The sequence below is a fragment of the Geodermatophilus sp. SYSU D00742 genome (genome assembly GCF_054049935.1).
Window position 1 is genome coordinate 15797 of the sequence record NZ_JBJGYJ010000021.1, and the last position, 20798, is coordinate 36594.

The following is a 20798-nucleotide window of genomic DNA, read 5'->3' on the forward strand; positions in this document are numbered from 1 at the left end:
ATGAGGATCACCCATCGCGCCGTCACCCAGACCGCGCTGCTCGGGCTCAACGGCAACCTGGCCGCGGTCGGCAAGCTGCAGCAGCAGCTGACCTCGGGCAAGCAGATCAGCGCCCCCTCGGACTCGCCGACCGGGACGAACCGCGCCATGCAGGTGCGTCAGGACCAGAGCGCGGCCGGCCAGCACGCCCGCAACATCTCCGACGGGCAGAGCTGGCTCGACGCCACCGACACGGCGCTGAGCTCCGTCATCAGCCAGGTCCGGCGGGTCCGGGACCTGACCGTGCAGGGGCTGAACACGGGCGCGCTCTCGGGCGCCTCCCGGGTGGCGATCAGCGTCGAGGTCGCCGCCCTGCGCGACAGCCTGCTCGGACTCGCGAACCAGACTGTCGCCGGGCGGCCGTTGTTCGGCGGGGTGACCACGGGTGCCACCGCCTACGACTCCTCGGGGAAGTACGTGGGGGTCGGCGGCACCGCGACGGTCCCGGTCGTGGAGACCCGCCGCCGGGTGTCGAACAGCGAGGAGCTCCGGATCGACATGACCGGCCCGGAGGCGTTCGGTGACCCGGACGGTGAGGACCTGTTCGCCGTGGTGGCCAGCATCGCCGACCACGTCGTCGGTGACCCGACTGCGCTGGGGGCGGACCTCGATGCGCTCGACGGGGCCCTCGACCGGCTGCTCAGCGCCGCCTCCGCGATCGGCGCCCGCTCTGCGCGCCTGCAGGCGGCGGCGCAGGTCAACACCGACCTGCAGCTGTCCCTGAAGACGCAGCTGGCGGACGTGGAGGACATCGACCTGGCCAAGACGATCATGGAGCTGAACCAGCAGGAGGTCGGCTACCAGGCGGCGCTGCGGGCCACGGCCAAGGTCATCCAGCCCACCCTCCTGGACTTCCTCCGATGACGCTGTCCGCGGTCACGACGCTGCCCCTGCTGTCGCTGACCGAGGCGCTGCCCGGGTTCCCCGGGCACCGTGACTACGTGCTGGTCACGGCCGACGGCGACGGTCGGCTGTTCTGGCTCCAGTCGATGGCGCCGGAGGGGCCGCGGTTCCTCGCCGTCGACCCGGGCATGTACTTCCCGGGGTACGCGCCGGTGCTGCCCCGGTCGGTCTGCGCCGACCTGGCGCTCGCCGAGCCCACGGAGGCCCGGGTGTACTGCCTCGTGACCGTTCCGCCGGAGGGGCCGGCGGCGGCCACGGCGAACCTGCGGGCACCGGTCGTGGTCAACCCGGCGAACTGGCGGGCCGCGCAGGTGGTCCTCCGGGACGACACCCATCCGATCCGGCGTCCCCTGCGCCGATAACTGGAGAGGGCGGCGACACCGGCCGGCGCACACCGCGCCCGGCGATGCCGCCCGGCACCACCGCCAAGGACGGCTCCCGCACACCCATGGAGGGGTACCCATGCTCACTCTCACCCGCAGCGTCGGCGAGACCATCCGCATCGGCGACGACATCGAGGTGCACGTCGTCGAGGTCCGCGGCGGCACGGTCCGCCTCGGGTTCAAGGCCCCGCGCGAGGTGACCATCCACCGCGAGGAGGTCTACCGGCAGATCGCCGAGGCCAACCTCCTCGCGGCGCAGGTCACCGCCGACACGCTCGGTGCACTGGCCGCGTTCGCCCCTGCGGCGGCCGGTGCGCCGGAGCCGGCGGCGGACGGTGGCTCCGACGGCCCCGCCGAGCCGGCCGGTGCCCCGGCAGGTCACGAGCCGGTCACGGAGGACGCCGCCGGCTGACAGATCTGACCGGGGGAGGACCCCCTCCTGTTGGCGAGACCTGCCGAGCACCTCATCGGACGGTCGCGATCCGCCACCAACACGGGCAAGACCTGCCGAAGAGAAGGCCCGACAACTGCGTTCGGCACAGCGAGTGTTGTGCCGGTTCTCGTCCGTGCGTGCGCGAGAGTTGCCTCAAGCACGTCACAGGGGGCGATCACCATGGAACAGAGCGCAGTCACCGCCACCGGCATCGACGCCGGCGGCTTCGGCACCGAGTCCGACACCGTGGTCGTGCACGTCCAGCTGCGACCGCGGCGTGGTTCGACCCGGCGCTGCCTGGCGGCGCTGGCCGAGCTGGCCGGCGAGCACCCCGACGTCTCGTTCGACCTCACGGGGCTGAGCAAGGACGACCGCGTCGTCCGCGTCACCGTCGGCGTCGAGCTGGGCCCGCGCGCCGCGGTCGCCCGGTTCTCGCCCGAGGCGCAGGCCGCGTACGCCTTCGTCAGCGCGATGTTCACGACGCTGTACGACCACATGCCCGTCTACTCCGTCGAGCCGAGCAGGGCCGAGCGCGCCGCGGCCGCCGACCTGGTGGCCCGTCTGGAGTCGGCGTCGGCCGCCCCTGCCGCCGTCCCCACGCCGAGGCAGCCCCGGCCGACCGAGCAGATCCCGGCCTGAACCCCTCCCCGGGCGTCGTCCTGGCGCCCGGCGCGGCCTCGTCTTCCCCGCACAGTCGCCCAGGAGTCCCGGTGTCCGACCGCATCCCCACCACCCTCGACGTCCCCGCCGACCCCGGCGCCGCCGCGCACGGTCGCGCGCCGCTGGTCTTCGGCGGCATCCCCGAGGCCGAGGGCTGGGTCCTCGCCCCCATCACCCCGCGCGACCGCGTGCACTTCCGCGTCGACCGCGAACTGCCCCTCGACCAGTTCCGTCGGGAGCTGCCGGACGGCGTCACGGTCACCTACGACCAGGGCGACGGCCTCTACCGGGTGGACGGCGCGTGCGGGTCTGCCCAGGTGCTCGCCGACTGGGTGCGGGCGTGGTGCGCCGGGCGCGGGTACACGACGGTGGGCCTGCGGGCCGAGACCGACGTCCGCCGCCGCGCGCCGCGCGACCTGCCGCCGGCCTACCTCGACGAGCTGTGCCGCCACTACCTGCCGGTGAGCCTCAAGCGGCTGCAGCGGAACATGAGCACGTTGCGGCTGCACCTGCCCGACCCCGACGACCTCACCCAGCAGGTCAGCGAGTGGATCCTCAAGGCGGTCGGGCAGTACGACGAGACCAAGGGCGTGCCCTTCGGGGCGTTCCTCGCCACGCAGCTGTCGAAGTGGGTGCACGACCTCGGCCGCAACGCCCACGGCCGCACCGCCGCCGACACGGAGAACAAGCAGCAGAAGGCGATCGCGGCCTTCCTCGCCGAGCACCAGCGCAAGCCCAGCGAGAAGGAGCTGGCCGCGTACATGGGGCAGAGCGTGGCGACGCTGCGGCGCAACTCCCAGACGGTCGCGACGCTCAACGGGCTGCGCAACCTGCAGTCCCTGGACGGCGGCCCCGAGGGCACCGAGATCATGCTGCCCGACACCAACGAGGCGCCCGACGAGATCATGGGCGAGGCGGAGCAGACCCTGCTGTCGCACGCGCTGACCGCCGCCTGCGCCCCGGACCCGACCGCGCGGCCGGACCAGCGGGCCGGCCAGCCGAACGTGCTCGGCTGGGCGACCTGGTACCTGACCACCTGGGGTGGGAGGACCAAGACGCAGCTGTCGGCGGACCTGGGCACCTCGGTGCGCAACATGAACGTGCACGCCGACCGGGTGGAGCGCACCCTCAAGCAGCGGCTCGCCGAGCTCGCGGACTGACCCGTCCCGTCGGGAGAAAAGGGCGGTTCCCGGGTCGAATGCCGTGCCGGCCTGCCGATATCTCCATCGTGATGGAACGCACGGGGCCCCGCCGCCGGTGCGGGACCGTGCCGGGGCGGGACGGCGCCCGGTGAGCGCCCTCGCCGCGGGGGACCCGACCCCCGACGTGCTCGTGCCGCACTGGCTGGCCGCCGCCGACCGCGAGGCCCTGGCCGCCGTCGTCCGCGGGGCCCTCGATGACCCCGGCGTCCACCCGGTGGCGGCGGTGCACCTCGCCGACGTGCTGACCGAGCTGCACGTCGCGGCCGCCCGTGACGCGGTGTGGCCGGCGCCGGCCGCCCGGGTGCGTCGCGTGACCGGCTGGGGCGCCGACGTGCTGCCGGTGCGGCTGTCCGCACGGGAGCTGGCCAGCGTCCTGGACCTGCCCGCCCTCCCGTCGCTCGTGCGCACCGCACTCGGCCGGGGACGCGTGTGACCGCCGGCCCGGGCGGTGCGTCCGGTCTGCTGCAGCGGCTGCGCCCCGTACCGGTCACCGTGGCCGGCCTCCGTCAGGCTCTCACGGTGGTGCTGCCGCAGTTGGCGACGCCGCGGTTGCGCATCACCGTCGTCGACGACCGCGTCGACGGGCCGGTGCTCGTCGTCGTGGAGGGCGAGCGGCGGCAGCGGGTGCCGCTGCGCGACCTCGCCGAGGACATGACCGACGCCCGCGTCGACCCGGGGGTGGAGGCGCTCGGCGCGGCTCTCGTCGCCTGGGTCGAGGCCCGCCCGGTGCCGGACGCCGTCGCGGCCGAGACGGGGGTCGCCGTCCTGGACTGGACCGACCGGACGCAGACCGCCATCGGCTGGCGCGTCGCCGTCCGCCGGGGGCGGACCGCTCGTCCCTGGACGCCGTCGGCCGGCCTCGGTCCGCGCGAGGTGCACCGGGTGCGCGAGGCGGCCGCCGGCCGGTCCGCGGGCGTGCCCGGTGAGCTGCGGGTGGAGGGTCCGGTCGCCCTGTGGTCGCACCCCGAGGTGTCGCTGCTGTCCTCCGCGGTGCTGGTGCGCCCGGACCGCCTGCTCGACCGGATCGCCGCGGCGGGGCTGGAGGTGGCCGAGCCCCACGTGGTCGTCACCCCGAGCTCGGCGGTGGCCTGTGCCGGTGCGGGCGTGGCGGCGCGACTGGCGGGTGAGACCGGTGAGGCCTGCGTGCGCCTGCCGTGGCAGCACCTCGCCCGGCTGCCCTGGATCTGACAGCGGACCCTGCTGCTCCACCGCTCCTGGCAGCACCCCCCACCGGACGGCGGCGCTCCCTCAGCTGAGCAGGCCGTACTCCCAGTGCCACGGCTCGGGCTTCTCGCCGTCCGGGCGCGCCCAGTCCGGCTGGACGAACCCGAAGCGGCCGGCGTTCTCCGCCATCCACGAGTTCTGTGGCGTCCCGGCCACGTTGATCCCCCCGCACAGGTCCACGGCCAGGGCCCACCCGTGGTTCGACGTCCCGGGCACGGCGGCGAGCGCCGGCTTGGTCCGGAAGGCCGTCACCTGGGCGGCGTGGGACCGGTAGGAGTCGGTGATGCACAGCGGGCGCCCGAACGCCGTCTCGAAGGCGCCGGCCAGCGCCGTGTAGCCGGCGGCCGCGTCGCACCGCAGGGCGTGTCCGCGGGCGACCGAGCACAGGGTGCCCGACGGGATGCGCCCGTTCGACCAGCCACCCCAGGCCGGGCTGACCGGGCCCACCGGTGCCGGCGGGGCGCCGCACGCGCCCCTGCCCGCGGTCCCCGCAGGCAGCGCCGGGTTGGGCCCGCCGGGGGCCGGCAGGGTCACCCGCACCGCGCCGGTGACGTCGGACACCGTGCGGACGCCGACCTGGAAGGTCGCGGCCGAGGCGGCGACGACCTGGCCCTCGCCGAGGTGGATGCCGACGTCGGCCCCGCCGTCGGCGAAGACGAGGTCGCCGACCTGGAGCTGCGACAGCGGGACGGCGGCGCCCCCGGTCCACTGGTCGGCGGCGCCGGTGGGCAGCGCGTACCCCGCCAGCAGCCACGCGCCGGCGGCGAGCCCGCCGCAGTCGTAGACGTCCGGCCCGGCGCCACCGGCGACGTAGGGCTTCCCGACCTGCGCCAGGGCACTGCTGACCGCAGCGACGGTCTCGGCCGGCAGCACGGTCACCGGCTGGTTGCCGGCGACGGCCCACGCCACGCCGGGGACCGGCCGGCCGTCGCCGTCGAGGGCGGGGGAGAGGCCCGGCGGGAGCGCCGCCGGGTCGGCCAGCGCGGCCGCGGGCGGCGGCGTGACGCCGGCGACGGCCAGCCGCCCGAGGTGGTCCTGCCAGCGGCGCAGCGCCTGCTGGTTGGTCTCCTGCTGCGTGCCCGCGGAGGGCAGGGTGCCGAGCGCGGCCAGCTCGGCGCTGATGTCGGTGCGGAGACCACCGACGTGCGTCCGCACGTCCTCCAGGAGGACGGCGGCCTGTTGCTCGACGGTGGTGACGGCGGCCCGCGCGGTGGCCACCCGCTCGACGGCGACCGCCAGGTCGGCCCCGGCGCGGTCGGCCCGGACGACGGTCCGCTCGAGCTCGCGGCCGGACAGCTCCGCCAGGGCCTCCCGGTGGAGCACGTCGGAGGTCGCAGCCGGCTGCCGCACGCTGAGCCAGAGGAGGGGGTGCCGCGACTCGGGGGACGTCCGGTACAGCGCCGCGGCCCGCGCGCCGACGTCACCCCGGGAGGCGGCGACCCGGTCCTGTGCGGCGCGCTCGGCCTCCTGCGCCTGCTGCAGCTCCGCCCGGCGCGCGGCGAGGTCCTCCTGCAGCGCGCGGAAGCGGGTCGCGCCGTCGAGCATCCTGCCCTGGGCGGCCAGCGCCAGGCTGGTGCTGTCGGTCGGCTCGGCGGCGGTGCCGGTGGCCTGCGTGCCGGGCGCCAGGAGGCCGGCGAGCACCGGCAGCACCAGACCCAGCGCGGCCAGCGACAGCCGGACCCGCCAGTGGCGGCGGCCGACCGGGGGGATGCCGGGCCGTCCACTCCGCGTGCGGGTGGTGCGCCGCCGGGCCCGACGGGACGCGCGGGAGCGCCTCTCGGCCGGCCGGCGCCGCGTGGCCGCACCGGAGGGCGGGCCGCCCGCGGTGGCGGGGCCGGTGGCCCGGGCGGCGAGGGCCGCCCGCAGCGCCCGGACCTGCTCGGGCGTCAGCGGGGGGCGGGTTCCCGGTCCGGGGGCCGTCGCGCCGCCGGAGCGGGCAGACGGGGTCCGTGCGGACAGCGGGCGCGTGGTGGTGCTCCGGGGAGCGGTGGCGTCCGCGCCGCGGGCACCGGCAGCAGTGGCCTGACGGAGCGCGGCCTGCCGGGCAGCGGCGACCAGCGCCGCCTGGCGGTCGGCCGGCGGACCACCGGCACGGGAGCCCCTCGTGCGTGGTGCAGGCACTGCGGATCCCCCGGCGGTCTCGTCGTACGTGGCCGGCTCCGCGGTGTGCCGCGGAGCTCTCGGCCGTCGTATCGACGGACCCGGCGGGTCCCCGGAGGGCTCCGGGGACCGGCGTCACCCCTCCGGGGGAGGGTGGATCCGGGGTGACACCCGATCGGCGTACCGGCCGGCGACCGGCGGGGTGCGGTCGGCCGGGGGCCACCAGCCGCCGTGGTGGCGCTCGAGGGGGATGCGCAGCTCGGCGCCGTCCTCGGTGGAGACGACGACCTCGACCCGCGCGACGCGGTGGTCGGCGCCGTCCAGGTGGACCACCCCACCGGTGGCCAGGGGGACGGGAGGGAGGGTCAGGTCGTCCTCGGTGGAGGACTCGGCCATGGGACTCCTCCCCGGTGGGCACGGCTGGTCGGGTCCATGCTGCCCGAGACGCCGAGGTCCCGTCGTCCGGGGCGGACGACGGGACCTCGGGCCCGGCGCAGGCCCCCACCGCGAGCGGTGGGAGCGCGGGTCGCGCTCAGCGGTCGGTGATCTCCACGTACGACCGCTCGGTGGCGCCGGTGTACACCTGCCGCGGGCGGCCGATCTTGGTGGCCGGGTCGGCCATCATCTCGCGCCACTGGGCGATCCAGCCGGGCAGCCGGCCGAGGGCGAACAGGACGGTGAACATCCGCGTCGGGAAGCCCATCGCCCGGTAGATGAGCCCGGTGTAGAAGTCGACGTTCGGGTAGAGCTTGCGCTGGACGAAGTAGTCGTCGCTCAGGGCGATCTCCTCCAGCTGGCGAGCCAGGTCCAGCAGCTGGTTGTCGCCGCCGAGCTTGTCCAGCACCCGGTCGGCGGTCTGCTTCACGATCGCCGCGCGCGGGTCGTAGTTCTTGTAGACCCGGTGCCCGAAGCCCATGAGCTTGACGCCGGGCTCCTTCTTCTTCACCCGCTCCACGAAGCGGTTGATGTCGCCGCCGTCGCGCTGGATGGCCTCCAGCATCTCCAGCACCGACTGGTTGGCGCCGCCGTGCAGCGGGCCGAACAGCGCGTTGATGCCGGCCGACACCGACGCGAAGAGGTTGGCCTGCGACGAGCCGACCAGCCGGACCGTCGACGTCGAGCAGTTCTGCTCGTGGTCGGCGTGCAGCACGAAGAGCATGTCCAGCGCCGCGGCCAGCTCGGGGTCCACCTCGTAGGGCTCCGCGGGGAACCCGAAGGTCATCCGCAGGAAGTTCTCGGTCAGCCCCAGCGAGTTGTCGGGGTAGAGGAACGGCTGCCCGACCGACTTCTTGTAGGCGTACGCGGCGATCGTGGGCAGCTTGGCCAGCAGCCGCAGCGTCGAGATCTCGACCTGCTCGTCGTCGAACGGGTCCAGGGAGTCCTGGTAGAAGGTCGACAGGGCGCTGACCGCCGACGAGAGCACCGGCATGGGGTGCGCGTCGCGGGGGAAGCCCTTGAAGAACTGCTTGAGGTCCTCGTGCAGCAGCGTGTGCCGCCGCAGCCGGGAGTCGAAGTCGGCCAGCTGCTGGGCGGTGGGCAGCTCGCCGTAGATCAGCAGGTAGCTGACCTCGATGAAGCTCGCCTTGCCGGCCAGCTGGTCGATCGGGTAGCCGCGGTACCGCAGGATCCCGGCGTCACCGTCGATGTAGGTGATCGCCGAGGTGCAGGCCGCCGTGTTGACGAAGCCGATGTCGAGGGCGACCTGGCCGGTCGTGGCCAGGAGCTTGCTCGTGTCGATGCCGTCCGCGCCCTCCGTCGCGGGGACGACGGGAAGGGGCAGGTCTCCACCGGGGTAGCGCAGGGTCACGTCGGCGGTGCCGACGGGTGCGCTCGCTGTCTCGCTCATCAGGTGCGCACGCTACTCAGCTACTGGGGGGTAGGCGTCCCGACCCCCACCCGGACGGAGCGGGGCGGGGTGTGCACCCCGCCCCGCTCCGTCCGTGGGCCTCAGGGGTGGGTCATCGAGAGGACGTCGAGCGCCTCGTCGAGCTGGGCCTCGGTGAGCCTGCCCTGCTCCACGTAGCCACGCTCGACGACCACCTGGCGGATCGTCTTCTGCTCGGCCAGCGACTGCTTGGCGACCTTGGCGGCCTCCTCGTAGCCGATGTACTTGTTGAGCGGCGTCACGATCGACGGCGAGGACTCGGCCAGCTCGCGGCAGCGCTCGACGTTGGCGGTGATGCCGTTGACGGTCCGGTCGGCGAGGATCCGGCTGACGTTGGCCAGCAGCCGGATGGACTCGAGCACGTTGCGCGCCATCAGCGGCAGCGTCACGTTCAGCTCGAAGTTGCCGGTGGTGCCGGCGAAGGCCACCGCGGCGTCGTTGCCGATGACCTGCGCGGCCACCTGGATCGTCGCCTCCGGGATGACCGGGTTCACCTTGCCCGGCATGATCGAGCTGCCCGGCTGCAGGTCGGGCAGGAAGATCTCGCCCAGGCCGGTGCGCGGGCCCGAGCCCATCCACCGCAGGTCGTTGGCGATCTTCACCAGGCCGACGGCGATGGTCCGCAGCTGGCCCGAGCCCTCCACGAGCGCGTCGCGGGCGCTCTGTGCCTCGAAGTGGTCGCGGGCCTCGGTCAACGGGAGGTCCAGCTCGGCGGCGAGCTTGTCGATGATGGCCGCGGCGAACCCGGGCGGGGTGTTGATCCCGGTGCCGACCGCGGTGCCACCCAGGGGCAGCTCGCCGATGCGCGGCAGGGACGCCTGCAGCCGCTCGACGCCGTAGCGGACGGTCGCGGCGTAGCCGCCGAACTCCTGGCCGAGGGTGACCGGGGTGGCGTCCATCAGGTGGGTGCGGCCGCTCTTGACGACCTCGGCGAACTCCTCGGCCTTGCGGGAGAGCGAGGCCTCCAGGTGCTGCAGCGCCGGGATGAGGTCGCGGACGATCGCCCCCGTCGCGGCGACGTGGATGGCCGACGGGAAGACGTCGTTGGACGACTGCGACGCGTTGACGTGGTCGTTCGGGTGCACCGGCGAGCCCAGCGCCTCGGTGGCGAGGGTGGCGATGACCTCGTTGGTGTTCATGTTGCTCGACGTCCCGGAGCCGGTCTGGAAGACGTCGATCGGGAAGTGCTGGTCCCAGTCGCCGCGGGCGACCGCGGCGGCCGCGGTGCCGATGGCGTCGGCGATCTCCTGCGGGAGCACCCCCAGCGAGGCGTTGACCGCGGCGGCCGCGCCCTTGATGGCGGCCAGGGCGCCGATCAGTTCGCGCTCGATGGGCGTGCCGGAGATCGGGAAGTTCTCGACGGCACGCTGGGTCTGCGCCCGCCACTTCGCCCAGGCGGGGACCCGCACCTCGCCCATGGAGTCGTGCTCGATGCGGTACTCGTCCTGCTCTGCGCCGTCCTGCTGTGGGGCCACGCTGCGCTCCCGGTTGTGGTGTGTCGGATCAGTGCTCGCCCGCGACCCTAGAGGGCGCGCGGACGGCCGCCGTCGCGGTCGTCCCACCGGGGACGACGGTCATGGTCGGGACGGCGGGCGGGCCCTAGCATGCCGACGCCACCGTCGGCGCGGTCCCGCGAGCTCGAGGAGCCACCCGCATGTCCCAGCCGCCGAACCCGCCTCCGGGCGGCCACGACCCCTCGGGGGCGCAGCCGGGCCGGCAGGGCTGGGGGCAACCGGCTCCCGACGACGACACCCAGCAGCTCGGCCGCCCCGCGCAGCAGGACGACGAGACCACGCAGCGGCTCGGCGACCCGGGCGGCACGACGCACCAGGTCCGGCCCGGCGACCTCGGTCCGCCGCCGCCGCCCGCGGGCCGGGAGCGGCAGGAGACGCGGCAGTTCGACGCGCCGGCGTCCGGTCAGCAGTCGCCGGGGTACGGGGCGCCGCCGGATTCCGGGCAGCCCCGGGGCCAGCCGCAGTACGGGCAGCACCAGGGTCCGCCGCCGTACGGGCAGCCGCACCACGGTCCGCAGGCCGGCTACGGGCAGCCTGCCCACGGGCAGGGTGTGTACGGGCAGCCGGGCTACGGCCAGCCGCCCTACGGCCAACCGCCGTACGGCCAGCCGGGCTACGGGCAGCCGCCCTACGGGCAGGGGGCGTACGGCCAGCCGGACTACGCGCAGCAGCCGTACGGCCAGCCGGGCTACGGCCAGCCGGGCTACGGGCAACCGCCCTACGGCCAACCGCCGTACGGCCAGCCCGGCTACGGGCAGCAGCCGTACGGCCAGCTCGGCTACGGGCAGCCGCCCTACGGGCAGCAGCCTCCCGGCCCCGGCGTCCCCGGGGGGCCGGGGAGTCGCAGGCGCGCGACGGTGGTCGTCCTCGTCGCGACCGGCGTCGTCGTCCTCGCTGCCGTCGCCGTGGGCCTGTTCCTCCTCCTGCGGGCAGAGGACCCCGACCCCGCCTCGCCCCCCACGGACACCTCGGCCTCGCGGACGGAGTCGCCGGGACCCCCGCGCCGGTCGACGACGCCCAGCCCGTCGGCCCCGGCCCCGACCCCGACCGGCGGGGAGGACGTGCCGGCCGGTCGGCCGCCGGGCACGCTGGGCGACGACCCCGCGCTCGACGCGCTGGCCGCGAGCTGCTTCGAGGGGGACTGGGCCGCCTGCGACACCCTCTACCTCGACAGCCGGATCGGCTCGGCGTACGAGGACTACGGCCAGACGTGCGGTGGACGCAACGAGCCCGACCCCGGGGGCTGCGTGGGTCGCTACGCCGGCGGTGCGTCCGGTGGCGTCCCGGCCGACCTCCCGCCGGCCCGGCCCGCTCCGACGGGGATCGGGGACGCGGACGTCCAGGAGGTGGCCGACGGCTGCGAGGCCGGGATCATGGCGTACTGCGACGTCCTCCGGCTGGCCGCGCTGGACCGGAGCGACCCGGCGCTGCGGCCCTACGGCGACTACGGGCTCACCTGCGGCGGCCGCAACCAGCCGACGGAGACCGCCTGCACCGACCTCTACCCGGCCTGACCCCGCGTCGTCCCGTCCGCGCCGTGGGCAGGGCCGAGGAGGCTCACCGGAGCAGCGCGCTCCACTAGCGTCGGGGACCGTGAGCCCGAGCCCGGACGCCCCTGAGCCCGACCCCACCGCCGCCGTCCGTGCCTCCGACGCCGACCGCGAGGTCCTGGTCAGCCGGCTGCAGAAGGCCCTCGCCGAGGGTCGGATCGACCTGCACGAGTTCGGCGAGCGGGTGGAGGGCGTCTACGCCGCCGTCACGACCGCCGAGCTGGCGGCGTTCGTCGCCGACCTGCCCGCCGACGCGCCGCCCCCGGTGGAGATCGTGGGCAGCCGCGTGCCGGAGTCGATGACGTCGGTCTTCGGCGACGTCCGCATGGAGGGGACCGCCGAGGTCCCCCGGCAGGTCTCCACCGTCTTCGGCGACATCCGCCTGGACCTGCGCAACCTGCGTACCGACGCCGACCGGGTCGAGCTGGTGCTGGGCGCCGTCTTCGGGGACGTCGACGTGATCGTCGCCGAGGGCGTCGATGCCGAGCTGTCCGGGTGGACGGTGTTCGGCGACAAGAAGACGCAGCTGGCGCCGGTGCCCCGGCTGGCCGGCACGCCGCGGGTCGTGGTCCGGGCGCGCACCGTGTTCGGGGACCTCAAGCTGCGCAGCCTGGCGCCGGGGGAGTCGCCGAGCCGGTGGCGGGCGATCATGGACCGGCTCGCCCAGCGGCACCTGCCGCCGCCCCCGCCGGTCCCCCCGCCCCCGCCGCTGCCGGGGCAGCCGGCCTAGTCCCGGTCGAACGGCACCGCGGAGTACGCGCGCAGCTTGGCCAGGGAGTGCAGGCTGTCGATCGAGCGGATGGTGCCCGACTTCGAGCGCATCACCAGCGACTGCGTGGTGCAGCCACCGGCCCGGTACTGCACGCCACGCAGCAGCTCGCCGTCGGTGATGCCGGTCGCGACGAAGAACACGTCACCGCGCACGAGGTCGTCGATGTGCAGCACCCGGTCGAGGTCGTGGCCGGCGTCGAGGGCCTTCTGCCGCTCCTCGTCGTCCTTGGGCCACAGCCGGCCCTGCAGCGCGCCCCCCATGCACTTGAGCGCGCAGGCGGCGATGATCCCCTCCGGCGTGCCCCCGATGCCCATGAGCAGGTCGACGCCGGTGCCCTCGCGGGCCGCGGCGATCGCGCCGGCGACGTCGCCGTCGGTGATGAACTTGATCCGCGCGCCGGCCTGGCGGACCTCGTGCACCAGCTGGTCGTGCCGCGGACGGTCGAGGATGCAGACGGTGACGTCGCCGGGGGAGCTGTCCTTGGCCTTGGCCACCCGGCGGATGTTCTCGGCGACCGGCGCGGTGATGTCGACCACGTCGGCGGCGGCCGGGCCGGTGGCCAGCTTCTCCATGTAGAAGACCGCCGACGGGTCGTACATGGCGCCGCGGTCGGCGACCGCCATGACCGCGATGGCGTTGGGCATGCCCTTGGCCATGAGGGTCGTGCCGTCGATGGGGTCGACGGCGACGTCGCACTCGGGGCCGTTGCCGTCGCCGACCTGCTCGCCGTTGTAGAGCATCGGCGCCTCGTCCTTCTCGCCCTCACCGATGACGACGACGCCGTTCATGCTCACCGTGCCGATGAGCGCCCGCATCGCGTCGACCGCGGCGCCGTCCCCACCGTTCTTGTCCCCCCGGCCGACCCAGCGGCCCGCGGCCATCGCCGCCGCCTCGGTGACGCGCACCAGCTCCAGGGCCAGGTTGCGGTCGGGTGCCGGGCGGTCGACGCGGAAGTCACCCCTCGAGCTCGGGGGGCCATCGGGGAGCGGCAGGGACACGGGACCTCCTGGGGAAGGACCCCGTCCTCCCCGCCCCTCGCGAGCCGAGGGTGGGGCCCGGGACGGGGCCACGGACGTTGGGCGGCGGGGTGGGGGAGCAGTGCTGCGATCCTAGGGGAATGACCGGAGTCGGCCCGACGAGCCAGCCCCCCGCGGGCGCACCGCCCACCCCCTCGCCCGCGGTCGAGCGGGCCGACCGGATGAGCGCGGCCAACATGATCCGGTCGCTGGCCCCGCTGGTGGTCATCTGCCTGGTGCTCGTCGGCTGGGCGACCTTCCGCCAGGGGGAGGTGGATCCCGTCCGTGAGGTGGACCCCAGTGGCACGGTGCAGCTCGCCGCGGCCCGCGCGGACTACGCGCTGGTCGTTCCGTCGGGCCTGCCCGACGGCTACCGGGTCACCAGCGCCCGCACCGACGCCGGCGGCGCCGACCCGGGCGACCCGGTGACCCTCGAGGTGGGCTACCTGACCCCCTCGCACGAGTACGCCGGCTTCGTGGTGAGCGACGACGCCCGCGCCGACGCCGTCACCGGCGTCCTCGACGACGCCGACGAGGAGGGCACCGTCGAGCTCGACGGTCAGCGCTGGACACGCTCGACCACCGCGCGCGGGGAGACGGCGCTGTGGCGGGAGGACGCCGGGGTGACGGTGCTCGTCACCGGCTCCGCGACGGCCGACGAGCTGGCCGAGGTGGCCGGCGCGGTGCAGCCCCACTCGGGCTGACCACCGCGGCGGACCTACTCCGCCTGATCGGCCGGTGCGGCCGCTGACAGCCGCTCGCGGGCGCGGTCGAGCCAGTGCTGGCACAGCTCGGCCAGCTGCTCGCCGCGCTCCCACAGGGCCAGCGACTCCTCGAGGGTGAGCCCGCCGGCCTCCAGCCTCCGGACCACGTCCGCCAGCTCCTCCCGCGCCTGCTCGTAGGTCGTCGTCGGCTCGTTCGAGGGCTCGCTCATGGCGTCTGATCCTGCCGGTCGACGCGGACCGGCAGCCGGCCGCCCGCGACCCGCGCCACGAGCCGCTCGTCGTCGGCCACCTCGGCGGGGTCGCGGACGAGTGCGCCGTCGGCCCGCTGGAGCACCGCGTAGCCACGCTGCAGGGTGGCCGCGGGGGAGAGCGCGGCGACCCGGGCGCGGGCGTGCTCGAGGTCCCGCTCCGCCCCCTCCAGCCGGTGGGTCAGCGTGCGGCGGGCCCGGGTGCGCAGCGCCAGCACGTCCTCCGCGCGACCGTCGAGCAGCCGCTCGGGCGCGGCCAGGGCGGGCCGGCTGCGCACGCTCTCCAGCCACCGCTGCTGCTGGTCCACCCGGCCGGCCAGCAGGTGCCGGGCACGGGCGCGCAGCCCGTCGACCAGCCGGCGCTGCTCGCCGATCTCCGGGACGACGCGGTGTGCCGCGTCCGTGGGGGTGGCCGCCCGGACGTCGGCGGCGTGGTCGACCAGCGTGGTGTCGGTCTCGTGGCCGACGGCGGTGACCACCGGGGTGCGGCAGGCGGCGATCGCCCGGACCAGCCCCTCGTCGGAGAAGGGCAGCAGGTCCTCGACCGAGCCGCCGCCGCGGGCGATGACGATGACCTCGACGGCCGGGTCGGCGTCCAGCCGGCGCAGCCCGTCGATCACCGAGGCGGCGGCGCTGGGCCCCTGCACCAGGCTGTGGTGGACGGCGAAACGCACGGCCGGCCAGCGTCGCCGCGCGGTGACCAGCACGTCGCGCTCCGCGGCGCTGTCCCGGCCGGTGACGACGCCGACGACGGCGGGCGCGAACGGCAGCGGGCGCTTGCGGGCGGCGTCGAACAGGCCCTCGGCGGCCAGCAGCCGGCGGATCCGCTCGATGCGGGCGAGCAGCTCACCGAGGCCCACCGCGCGGATCTCGGTGGCCCGCAGCGAGAAGGAGCCGCGCGCGATGTAGTAGTCGGGCCGGGCCCGCACGATGACCCGTGCGCCCTCGGTCAGCTCCAGCCCGGGCCGGTCGGCGACGTCGCGGGCGCAGGTGACCGGCACGGAGAGGTCGGCCGCCGGGTCGCGGAGGGTGAGGAACACCGTCGCCGTCCCGCGCCGCGACAGCTGGGCGACCTGGCCCTCGACCCACACCTCACCCAGCCGGCCGATCCACTCGGCGACCTTGCGGGCCACCGTGCGGACCGGCCAGGGGGCTTCCGGGGAGGAGGGGGAGGTCATGCCCCGAGGGTGCCAGCCGCGTCCGACACCCCCGCCGGCCCGTCCCCGGTCCCCCGCAGGGTCCCGCCGTGGCCCGGTCCCGGCCCCGCCCCCCGCGTGCGCGGCGGGCGGGCGGGCCTCCCCCGGTGGGGCCGTGCGGCCCCGACTCCGGAGGGTGCGGCCCCGCTCGCTCAGGCGCCGCGGGGTGCCAGCGGGCTGCTCTCCACCGCCTGCCGGTCCAGCTTCTCCAGCCGGTTGCGCAGCATGCGCAGGTAGGGCTCGCGGGCGGCGTGGGACTCCTCGTAGGCGAGCAGCTCCTGGACGGTCACGGCCTGGTACCCGCGCAGCCGTCCCCGGAGCTGGGCGACGGTGAAGCTGTCGTACCCCTGGACCGGCTCGGCTCCCTGCGCCCCGTCGGCCTGTCCGCCGCCGGCCTGCGTCCCCTCGGCCTGTCCGCCGCCGGTGGCCGCGGCGACCGGGGTGCCGCCCTCGTCGGTGGCCACCACGGCGTCGCCCGGCGTGGGGCCGGTGGTGGTGTCCCCGACGGCCGGCTGCTCGGCCGCCGGCGCCTCCTCGGCGGTGTCCGCGCCACCGAGGGCGTCGTCCACGCGGGTGCCCTCGGCGGTCACGACCTCGTCGCCGCTCCCGGTGGCGTCGGCGTCGCCGGTGGTCACGGCCTCCGTCGCCGAGGTCGTCGCGGACGTCCCCTCGGCGTCGGCCTCGCTGCCGAGGGCCTCGTCGACCCGGGCCTCCTGCTCGGTGACGGCGCCGCCGGTCGCGGCCTCGCCGCCGGTGGCGCCCGACACCGCCGTGTCGCCCTCGGGGGTCGCGGCGGTCCTGGCGGCCTCGAGCGTCTCGGGTGCGGCGACGCCCTCGTCGGTCACCGTGCCCTCGACGGTCGCGATCTCCCCGTCCGGGGTGAGGACGTCGATGTCGGTGGCGACGTCCGGGGTCTCCCCGGGGAGGGCGGCGTCGATCGCCGGCCCGGCGTCGTCCGCCGGCGCCTCCGCGGTGACGGGGGTGGCGGGGGTGGTCGGGCTCTCGGCGATCAGGTCGGCGTCGACCAGCGCCGTCTCGGTGGTGCCGCCGTCGACCAGGGCGGTGTCGGGCGCGCCGTCGGCCTCCAGCAGCGCGGTCTCCAGCGCGTCCTCGGTGGTGAGCCCCGGCTCGGGCAGCGTCAGGTCCGCCGCCTGCACCTCGTCGGTGATGTCCTGGAGGGCCTCGACGACCTCCTCGGGCGACGGCTCCGGGGGCAGGCCGGAGACCTCGTCGTCGACGAGCTCCGCCGCCGCCCGGTCGACCGCCTCGTCGTCGCCGGCCCGGTCGAACGCCGACGTGTGGACCCGGGTCTCCGGGGTGGCCTCCGGCAGGTCCTCGTCGAAGGTGGCGAGTCCGGGCTCGTCCTCCCCGCGGATGCCGGTGAGCAGCTCGTCGCCGCGGGCCACGAGGCCCGCGTAGTGCTGCTGCAGCTTCATCGTGGCCTGCATGGCCAGCCCCACGACGCGGACCGGCAGGCCCGGCAGCGTCTGCGGGAGCCGGCGGGCCTCGTCGAGGACGGTGGCGGCCAGGCCGGCGACGGCGCGGATGGCCTGGGGGATCTCACGCGACATGCGCCCCACCCTGCCCGGAAACGCCGTCCGCGACACCCCTCTCGGGCACCGGGCCACCCGGACGTGGTCTTCGTCTCGTTCCGGGGGGCGGCGCGCAGCCCGGGGCCCGGTGTGAGCGTGCGAACACCGGGGGACGGCGGGTCCCTCTCTACCATGGGGTCATGGCTGATCAGCGCGGACGCGTCCTGCTGGCCGATCCCCGGGGCTACTGCGCCGGCGTGGACCGGGCGGTGGTCGCGGTCGAGCGGGCCCTGGAGATCCACGGGGCGCCGGTCTACGTCCGCAAGCAGATCGTCCACAACAAGCACGTGGTGGCCACCCTGGAACGGCGCGGGGCGGTCTTCGTCGACGAGACCGACGAGGTGCCCGAGGGCTCCGTGGTCGTCTTCAGCGCCCACGGTGTCTCGCCGGCCGTGCACCAGGAGGCCGCCGACCGGCAGCTGAGGACCATCGACGCGACCTGCCCCCTGGTGAGCAAGGTGCACCAGGAGGCCAAGCGGTTCGCCAAGGAGGACTACGACATCCTCCTGATCGGACACCGCGGCCACGAGGAGGTCGAGGGCACCTCCGGTGAGGCGCCGGCGCACATCCAGCTGGTGGACGGCGTCGAGGACGTCGAGCGCGTGCAGGTCCGCGACCCGGAGAAGGTCGTGTGGCTGTCGCAGACCACGCTGTCGGTGGACGAGACCCTCGCCACCGTCGACCGGCTCAAGAGCCGCTTCCCCGGGCTGCAGTCCCCGCCCAGCGACGACATCTGCTACGCCACGCAGAACCGCCAGCAGGCGGTCAAGCAGATGGCCGGCGAGTGCGACCTGGTGGTGGTCGTGGGCTCCACGAACTCGTCGAACTCGGTGCGGCTGGTCGAGGTGGCGCTGGAGGCCGGCGCCCGGGCCGCGCACCTGGTGGACTTCGCCTCCGAGATCGACCCCGCCTGGCTCGACGGCGTGGCGACCGTCGGTGTCACCAGCGGCGCCTCGGTGCCGGAGGTGCTGGTCAGCGAGGTGCTCGACTGGCTGGCCGAGCGCGGCTACCCCGACGTCGGGACGGTCAAGGCCGCCGAGGAGAAGCTGGTCTTCGCCCTGCCGCACGAGCTGCGGGTCCGCCGCACCGAGCCCGCGCCCGACCCGGCCTGACGGGGGGCCCCGCGGAGGACCTCGTCCTCCCCGGCCCCGCGAGCCCAGGGCGGGGCGCGGGACGGCCCGGCGGCCGGAGACGACGGTGGCCCCCTCCCGCACCGGGAGGGGGCCACCGTCGTGTCGGGGCCGGGGCGCTCAGCGGCGGGCGGCCCAGCGGATCAGGGCCAGCACCAGGGCGACGCCGGTCGCGACCGCCATGGTCGGGAAGCCGCGGATCAGCAGGGTGGCCAGGCCGGCCAGGTTCACCGACGCGACGATCGCGTTGCTGGCGACGGCGGCGGCGATGAACACCAGCGGCGGGGCCACCACCATGGTCGTGAGGTCGCGGCGGCGGACCAGCAGGGTGCCGAGCGCGGCGGCCACGGTCAGCGTGCCGAGCGTGATGATGCCCAGGCCCGCGCCCAGGTAGGAGTCGGCGGTGGCGCCGGCCAGGGTGACCACGAAGACGGCGACGGCGGCCATCCAGCCGCGCAGCCGGCTGCCGCGCTCCGGCTCGTCGGCGACCCGTCCGCCGGCGGCCCGCCCGGCGGCGCGGGGCTCGGCCGGACGGGGGGTGCGGCGCCGGGCGTCGTACTCGTCCTGCTCGGCGCGCTCGGGCTGACGGGGGCGCTCACGGCGTCCGCGCTCGAGCGGGGGGACGGCGGCCGAACGGTGCGGGGCCGGCGGCCGGGTGTGGCCGGAGCGGTCGTCGTCGGGACGACGGCGCTCGAGCCGGGCCAGGTGCTCGGGCAGCGGGGGGATGTCGGTCGAGCGCATCGGGCCGGCCGGGCGTGCCCGCGGGGGAACCGGCGGCCGGGGGATGCGGGACACGTACTCGGCTGCCTCGGGGCGGGGCGCCCGGGGACCGGAGCGCATCCCGGACTCCCGCCAGGTGTCGGCCGTGCTCGCCGAGGCCATGGCGCACCTCCCGTTGCTCTGGCGGAGCCCCCGACGTGGGGGTTCCTGTCCCGGCAACGGTAGCGACGGGAGACCTCGGCCGCCGGGAGGACGATCCGGGGGCGTGCTGTGCAGACCTGCCAAATCGACAGCTGCGCGCGCACATCAGGCGGGGGTGCAGGGGCTGGTGTGACGGACCGGTACTGGGGCGACGGCTGGGACGCCGCCGGCCTGTCAGCCCGTGGTGCCGTCCCGGTCGGTGCCGACGTCGGCCGGGGACTCGCCGAGCGGCGGCAGCTCGGCCGGGCGCAGCGTCCGGATGGTGGCCTCCACGGGCGGCGGGGTGGGCACCGGGGCCTCGGCCACACCCAGGTCGTCGAAGCGGCGGGCGGCGACCAGCACCGACCCCTCGTAGCTGCCGACCGTCTCGTTGTAGCGCGTCATGGTCGAGCTGATCGCCGAGCCCAGCCGGGTGAGGTGGCCCGACAGCGTGGTCAGCCGTGCGTGCAGCCGGCGGCCCACCTCGAGCACCTGGTCGGCGTCACGGGCCAGCCGCTCCTGCCGCCACGAGTAGGCCACCGTGCGCAGCAGGGCCAGCAGCGTGCTGGGCGTGGCCAGCACGACGTCGCGGGCGAAGCCGTACTCCAGCAGCCCGGGCTCCGCCTCCAGCGCGGTGGTGAGGAACCCGTCGGAGGGGACGAACAGCACGGTGAAGGGGGCGGCCGGGCGGAACGCCGTCGGGTAGCGCCGGGCGGACAGGGCGTCGACGTGGGCGCGCAGCTGCCGGGCGTGCGCCGCGACCCGCTCGGCGCGGACGGCGGCGTCGTCGGCCTGCACCGCCTCGATGTAGCCGGTGAACGGCACCTTCGCGTCGACGATGACCTGCCGTCCGTCGGAGAGGGTGACGACCAGGTCGGGCCGGACGCCGGCGCCGGCGTCGTTGGTGCCGCTGGGCTGTTCGACGAAGTCGCAGTGCTCCAGCAGGCCCGCCACCTCGACCACCCGCCGCAGCTGCACCTCGCCCCAGCGGCCGCGCACGTGCGGCGTCCGCAACGCCGTCACGAGCGCCGCCGTCTCCTGCCGCAGCAGCGAGGAGGCCTGCCCGACCGTGCCCATCTGCTCGCGCAGCTCCCCGTGCGCCGTGGCGCGGGCCCGCTCCATGCCCGCCAGCAGCCGGTGCAGGTGGTCCAGCGACTCGTGCAGCGGGTCGAGCCCGTCGTCGGCCGGGCGGCGCCGCGCGAGCAGCGCGACGACGCCGAGGGTGGCCGCGGTGGCCAGCAGCGCGCCGATGAGGAGACCGGTGAGCAGGGAGGCGGCATCCATGATGGGCGAGCCTGCCGGACGGGTCCGACAGTTCCGGGGAGG

At 75.7% G+C, this 20798-nt stretch carries 21 protein-coding genes; 11 read left to right on the plus strand and 10 right to left on the minus strand.

Translation table 11 applies throughout. The annotated features are described in order from the left end of the window. The 7 genes from flgL to ACI78V_RS14920 all read left to right on the plus strand — a co-directional run bounded on the left by flgL (window position 1) and on the right by ACI78V_RS14920 (window position 4808). Complete coding sequence (gene flgL, locus ACI78V_RS14890) at window positions 1-903, plus strand: flagellar hook-associated protein FlgL (protein ID WP_456852026.1); 903 nt, start codon at window positions 1-3, stop codon at window positions 901-903. Further along, window positions 900-1304, plus strand: coding sequence for a flagellar assembly protein FliW (gene fliW / locus ACI78V_RS14895; protein ID WP_456852028.1), 405 nt, complete (start codon window positions 900-902; stop codon window positions 1302-1304). The genes flgL and fliW overlap by 4 nt, the downstream gene beginning before the upstream one ends. A gap of 100 nt (window positions 1305-1404) precedes the next feature. After that, window positions 1405-1737, plus strand: a complete 333-nt coding sequence (gene csrA / locus ACI78V_RS14900) for a carbon storage regulator CsrA (RefSeq protein WP_456852030.1) — start codon at window positions 1405-1407, stop codon at window positions 1735-1737. A 201-nt stretch (window positions 1738-1938) separates the two neighbouring features. Further along, the gene (locus ACI78V_RS14905) at window positions 1939-2397 is read left to right on the plus strand and encodes a hypothetical protein (RefSeq protein ID WP_456852032.1); all 459 of its coding nucleotides are present in this window, start codon (window positions 1939-1941) and stop codon (window positions 2395-2397) included. Between the two features lie 71 nt (window positions 2398-2468). Then, the gene (locus ACI78V_RS14910; RefSeq protein ID WP_456852034.1) at window positions 2469-3578 is read left to right on the plus strand and encodes a flagellar biosynthesis protein FliA; all 1110 of its coding nucleotides are present in this window, start codon (window positions 2469-2471) and stop codon (window positions 3576-3578) included. A 130-nt stretch (window positions 3579-3708) separates the two neighbouring features. After that, the gene (locus tag ACI78V_RS14915) at window positions 3709-4053 is read left to right on the plus strand and encodes a hypothetical protein (protein WP_456852036.1); all 345 of its coding nucleotides are present in this window, start codon (window positions 3709-3711) and stop codon (window positions 4051-4053) included. After that, window positions 4050-4808, plus strand: coding sequence for a hypothetical protein (locus ACI78V_RS14920; RefSeq protein ID WP_456852038.1), 759 nt, complete (start codon window positions 4050-4052; stop codon window positions 4806-4808). Before ACI78V_RS14915 ends, ACI78V_RS14920 begins: the two co-directional genes overlap by 4 nt. A 60-nt stretch (window positions 4809-4868) precedes the next feature. On the opposite strand, the gene ACI78V_RS14925 is transcribed toward ACI78V_RS14920, so the two are convergent. The 4 genes from ACI78V_RS14925 to ACI78V_RS14940 all read right to left on the minus strand — a co-directional run bounded on the left by ACI78V_RS14925 (window position 4869) and on the right by ACI78V_RS14940 (window position 10304). Further along, window positions 4869-6965: an NlpC/P60 family protein gene (locus ACI78V_RS14925; protein WP_456852040.1), complete on the minus strand. Its 2097-nt coding sequence runs from the start codon at window positions 6963-6965 to the stop codon at window positions 4869-4871. Window positions 6966-7079: 114 nt separating this feature from the next. Continuing rightward, window positions 7080-7340 carry a hypothetical protein gene (locus ACI78V_RS14930; RefSeq protein WP_456852042.1) on the minus strand — a complete coding sequence of 87 codons (261 nt, stop codon included), beginning with the start codon at window positions 7338-7340 and terminating at the stop codon, window positions 7080-7082. 136 nt (window positions 7341-7476) lie between these two features. Further along, the gene (locus ACI78V_RS14935) at window positions 7477-8790 is read right to left on the minus strand and encodes a citrate synthase (protein WP_456852044.1); all 1314 of its coding nucleotides are present in this window, start codon (window positions 8788-8790) and stop codon (window positions 7477-7479) included. A 101-nt stretch (window positions 8791-8891) separates the two neighbouring features. Continuing rightward, entirely contained in the window at window positions 8892-10304 is a 1413-nt protein-coding gene (locus ACI78V_RS14940; RefSeq protein WP_456852046.1) for a class II fumarate hydratase, read from the minus strand. A 179-nt stretch (window positions 10305-10483) separates the two neighbouring features. On the opposite strand from ACI78V_RS14940, the gene ACI78V_RS14945 reads away from it, so the two are divergent. Both ACI78V_RS14945 and ACI78V_RS14950 read left to right on the plus strand, forming a co-directional pair. Beyond that, a complete protein-coding gene (locus tag ACI78V_RS14945; RefSeq protein ID WP_456852048.1) occupies window positions 10484-11857 on the plus strand; it encodes a hypothetical protein in 1374 nt (457 codons plus the stop codon). Window positions 11858-11936: 79 nt separating this feature from the next. Further along, window positions 11937-12623, plus strand: coding sequence for a DUF1707 domain-containing protein (locus ACI78V_RS14950; RefSeq protein ID WP_456852050.1), 687 nt, complete (start codon window positions 11937-11939; stop codon window positions 12621-12623). On the opposite strand, the gene glpX is transcribed toward ACI78V_RS14950, so the two are convergent. Continuing rightward, entirely contained in the window at window positions 12620-13663 is a 1044-nt protein-coding gene (gene glpX / locus ACI78V_RS14955; RefSeq protein WP_456852052.1) for a class II fructose-bisphosphatase, read from the minus strand. The two genes, ACI78V_RS14950 and glpX, sit on opposite strands and share 4 nt — an antisense overlap. 119 nt (window positions 13664-13782) lie before the next feature. Here glpX and ACI78V_RS14960 point away from each other — a divergent pair, with 119 nt between their 5' ends. Then, window positions 13783-14385 carry a DUF4245 domain-containing protein gene (locus ACI78V_RS14960; RefSeq protein WP_456852054.1) on the plus strand — a complete coding sequence of 201 codons (603 nt, stop codon included), beginning with the start codon at window positions 13783-13785 and terminating at the stop codon, window positions 14383-14385. A gap of 14 nt (window positions 14386-14399) precedes the next feature. Here the strand turns inward: ACI78V_RS14960 and ACI78V_RS14965 are convergent, their stop codons facing one another. The 3 genes from ACI78V_RS14965 to ACI78V_RS14975 form a co-directional block, all read right to left on the minus strand. Then, a complete protein-coding gene (locus ACI78V_RS14965) occupies window positions 14400-14615 on the minus strand; it encodes an exodeoxyribonuclease VII small subunit (RefSeq protein WP_456852056.1) in 216 nt (71 codons plus the stop codon). After that, entirely contained in the window at window positions 14612-15832 is a 1221-nt protein-coding gene (xseA, locus tag ACI78V_RS14970) for an exodeoxyribonuclease VII large subunit (protein WP_456852058.1), read from the minus strand. Before xseA ends, ACI78V_RS14965 begins: the two co-directional genes overlap by 4 nt. Window positions 15833-16002: 170 nt before the next feature. Then, window positions 16003-17421, minus strand: a complete 1419-nt coding sequence (locus ACI78V_RS14975; RefSeq protein ID WP_456852060.1) for a hypothetical protein — start codon at window positions 17419-17421, stop codon at window positions 16003-16005. A 161-nt stretch (window positions 17422-17582) separates the two neighbouring features. Here ACI78V_RS14975 and ACI78V_RS14980 point away from each other — a divergent pair, with 161 nt between their 5' ends. Next, window positions 17583-18554: a 4-hydroxy-3-methylbut-2-enyl diphosphate reductase gene (locus tag ACI78V_RS14980; RefSeq protein ID WP_456852062.1), complete on the plus strand. Its 972-nt coding sequence runs from the start codon at window positions 17583-17585 to the stop codon at window positions 18552-18554. 138 nt (window positions 18555-18692) lie between these two features. On the opposite strand, the gene ACI78V_RS14985 is transcribed toward ACI78V_RS14980, so the two are convergent. Together ACI78V_RS14985 and ACI78V_RS14990 are read right to left on the minus strand one after the other, a co-directional pair. Continuing rightward, on the minus strand, window positions 18693-19454 hold the full coding sequence (locus ACI78V_RS14985; protein WP_456852064.1) for a DUF6542 domain-containing protein: 762 nt from the start codon (window positions 19452-19454) through the stop codon (window positions 18693-18695). 213 nt (window positions 19455-19667) lie between these two features. Further along, the gene (locus ACI78V_RS14990) at window positions 19668-20756 is read right to left on the minus strand and encodes a DNA recombination protein RmuC (RefSeq protein WP_456852066.1); all 1089 of its coding nucleotides are present in this window, start codon (window positions 20754-20756) and stop codon (window positions 19668-19670) included. Between the last annotated feature and the right edge of the window lie 42 nt (window positions 20757-20798).

What these genes read in the sequence shown, in the direction of transcription:
- flgL (WP_456852026.1), top strand. Translation starts at nt 1, where the DNA reads ATGAGGATCACCCATCGCGCCGTCACCCAGACCGCGCTGCTCGGGCTC.
- fliW (WP_456852028.1), top strand. Translation starts at nt 900, where the DNA reads ATGACGCTGTCCGCGGTCACGACGCTGCCCCTGCTGTCGCTGACCGAG.
- csrA (WP_456852030.1), top strand. Translation starts at nt 1,405, where the DNA reads ATGCTCACTCTCACCCGCAGCGTCGGCGAGACCATCCGCATCGGCGAC.
- ACI78V_RS14905 (WP_456852032.1), top strand. Translation starts at nt 1,939, where the DNA reads ATGGAACAGAGCGCAGTCACCGCCACCGGCATCGACGCCGGCGGCTTC.
- ACI78V_RS14930 (WP_456852042.1), bottom strand. Translation starts at nt 7,340, where the DNA reads ATGGCCGAGTCCTCCACCGAGGACGACCTGACCCTCCCTCCCGTCCCC.
- ACI78V_RS14935 (WP_456852044.1), bottom strand. Translation starts at nt 8,790, where the DNA reads ATGAGCGAGACAGCGAGCGCACCCGTCGGCACCGCCGACGTGACCCTG.
- ACI78V_RS14945 (WP_456852048.1), top strand. Translation starts at nt 10,484, where the DNA reads ATGTCCCAGCCGCCGAACCCGCCTCCGGGCGGCCACGACCCCTCGGGG.
- ACI78V_RS14960 (WP_456852054.1), top strand. Translation starts at nt 13,783, where the DNA reads ATGACCGGAGTCGGCCCGACGAGCCAGCCCCCCGCGGGCGCACCGCCC.
- ACI78V_RS14965 (WP_456852056.1), bottom strand. Translation starts at nt 14,615, where the DNA reads ATGAGCGAGCCCTCGAACGAGCCGACGACGACCTACGAGCAGGCGCGG.
- xseA (WP_456852058.1), bottom strand. Translation starts at nt 15,832, where the DNA reads ATGACCTCCCCCTCCTCCCCGGAAGCCCCCTGGCCGGTCCGCACGGTG.
- ACI78V_RS14975 (WP_456852060.1), bottom strand. Translation starts at nt 17,421, where the DNA reads ATGTCGCGTGAGATCCCCCAGGCCATCCGCGCCGTCGCCGGCCTGGCC.
- ACI78V_RS14980 (WP_456852062.1), top strand. Translation starts at nt 17,583, where the DNA reads ATGGCTGATCAGCGCGGACGCGTCCTGCTGGCCGATCCCCGGGGCTAC.
- ACI78V_RS14985 (WP_456852064.1), bottom strand. Translation starts at nt 19,454, where the DNA reads ATGGCCTCGGCGAGCACGGCCGACACCTGGCGGGAGTCCGGGATGCGC.
- ACI78V_RS14990 (WP_456852066.1), bottom strand. Translation starts at nt 20,756, where the DNA reads ATGGATGCCGCCTCCCTGCTCACCGGTCTCCTCATCGGCGCGCTGCTG.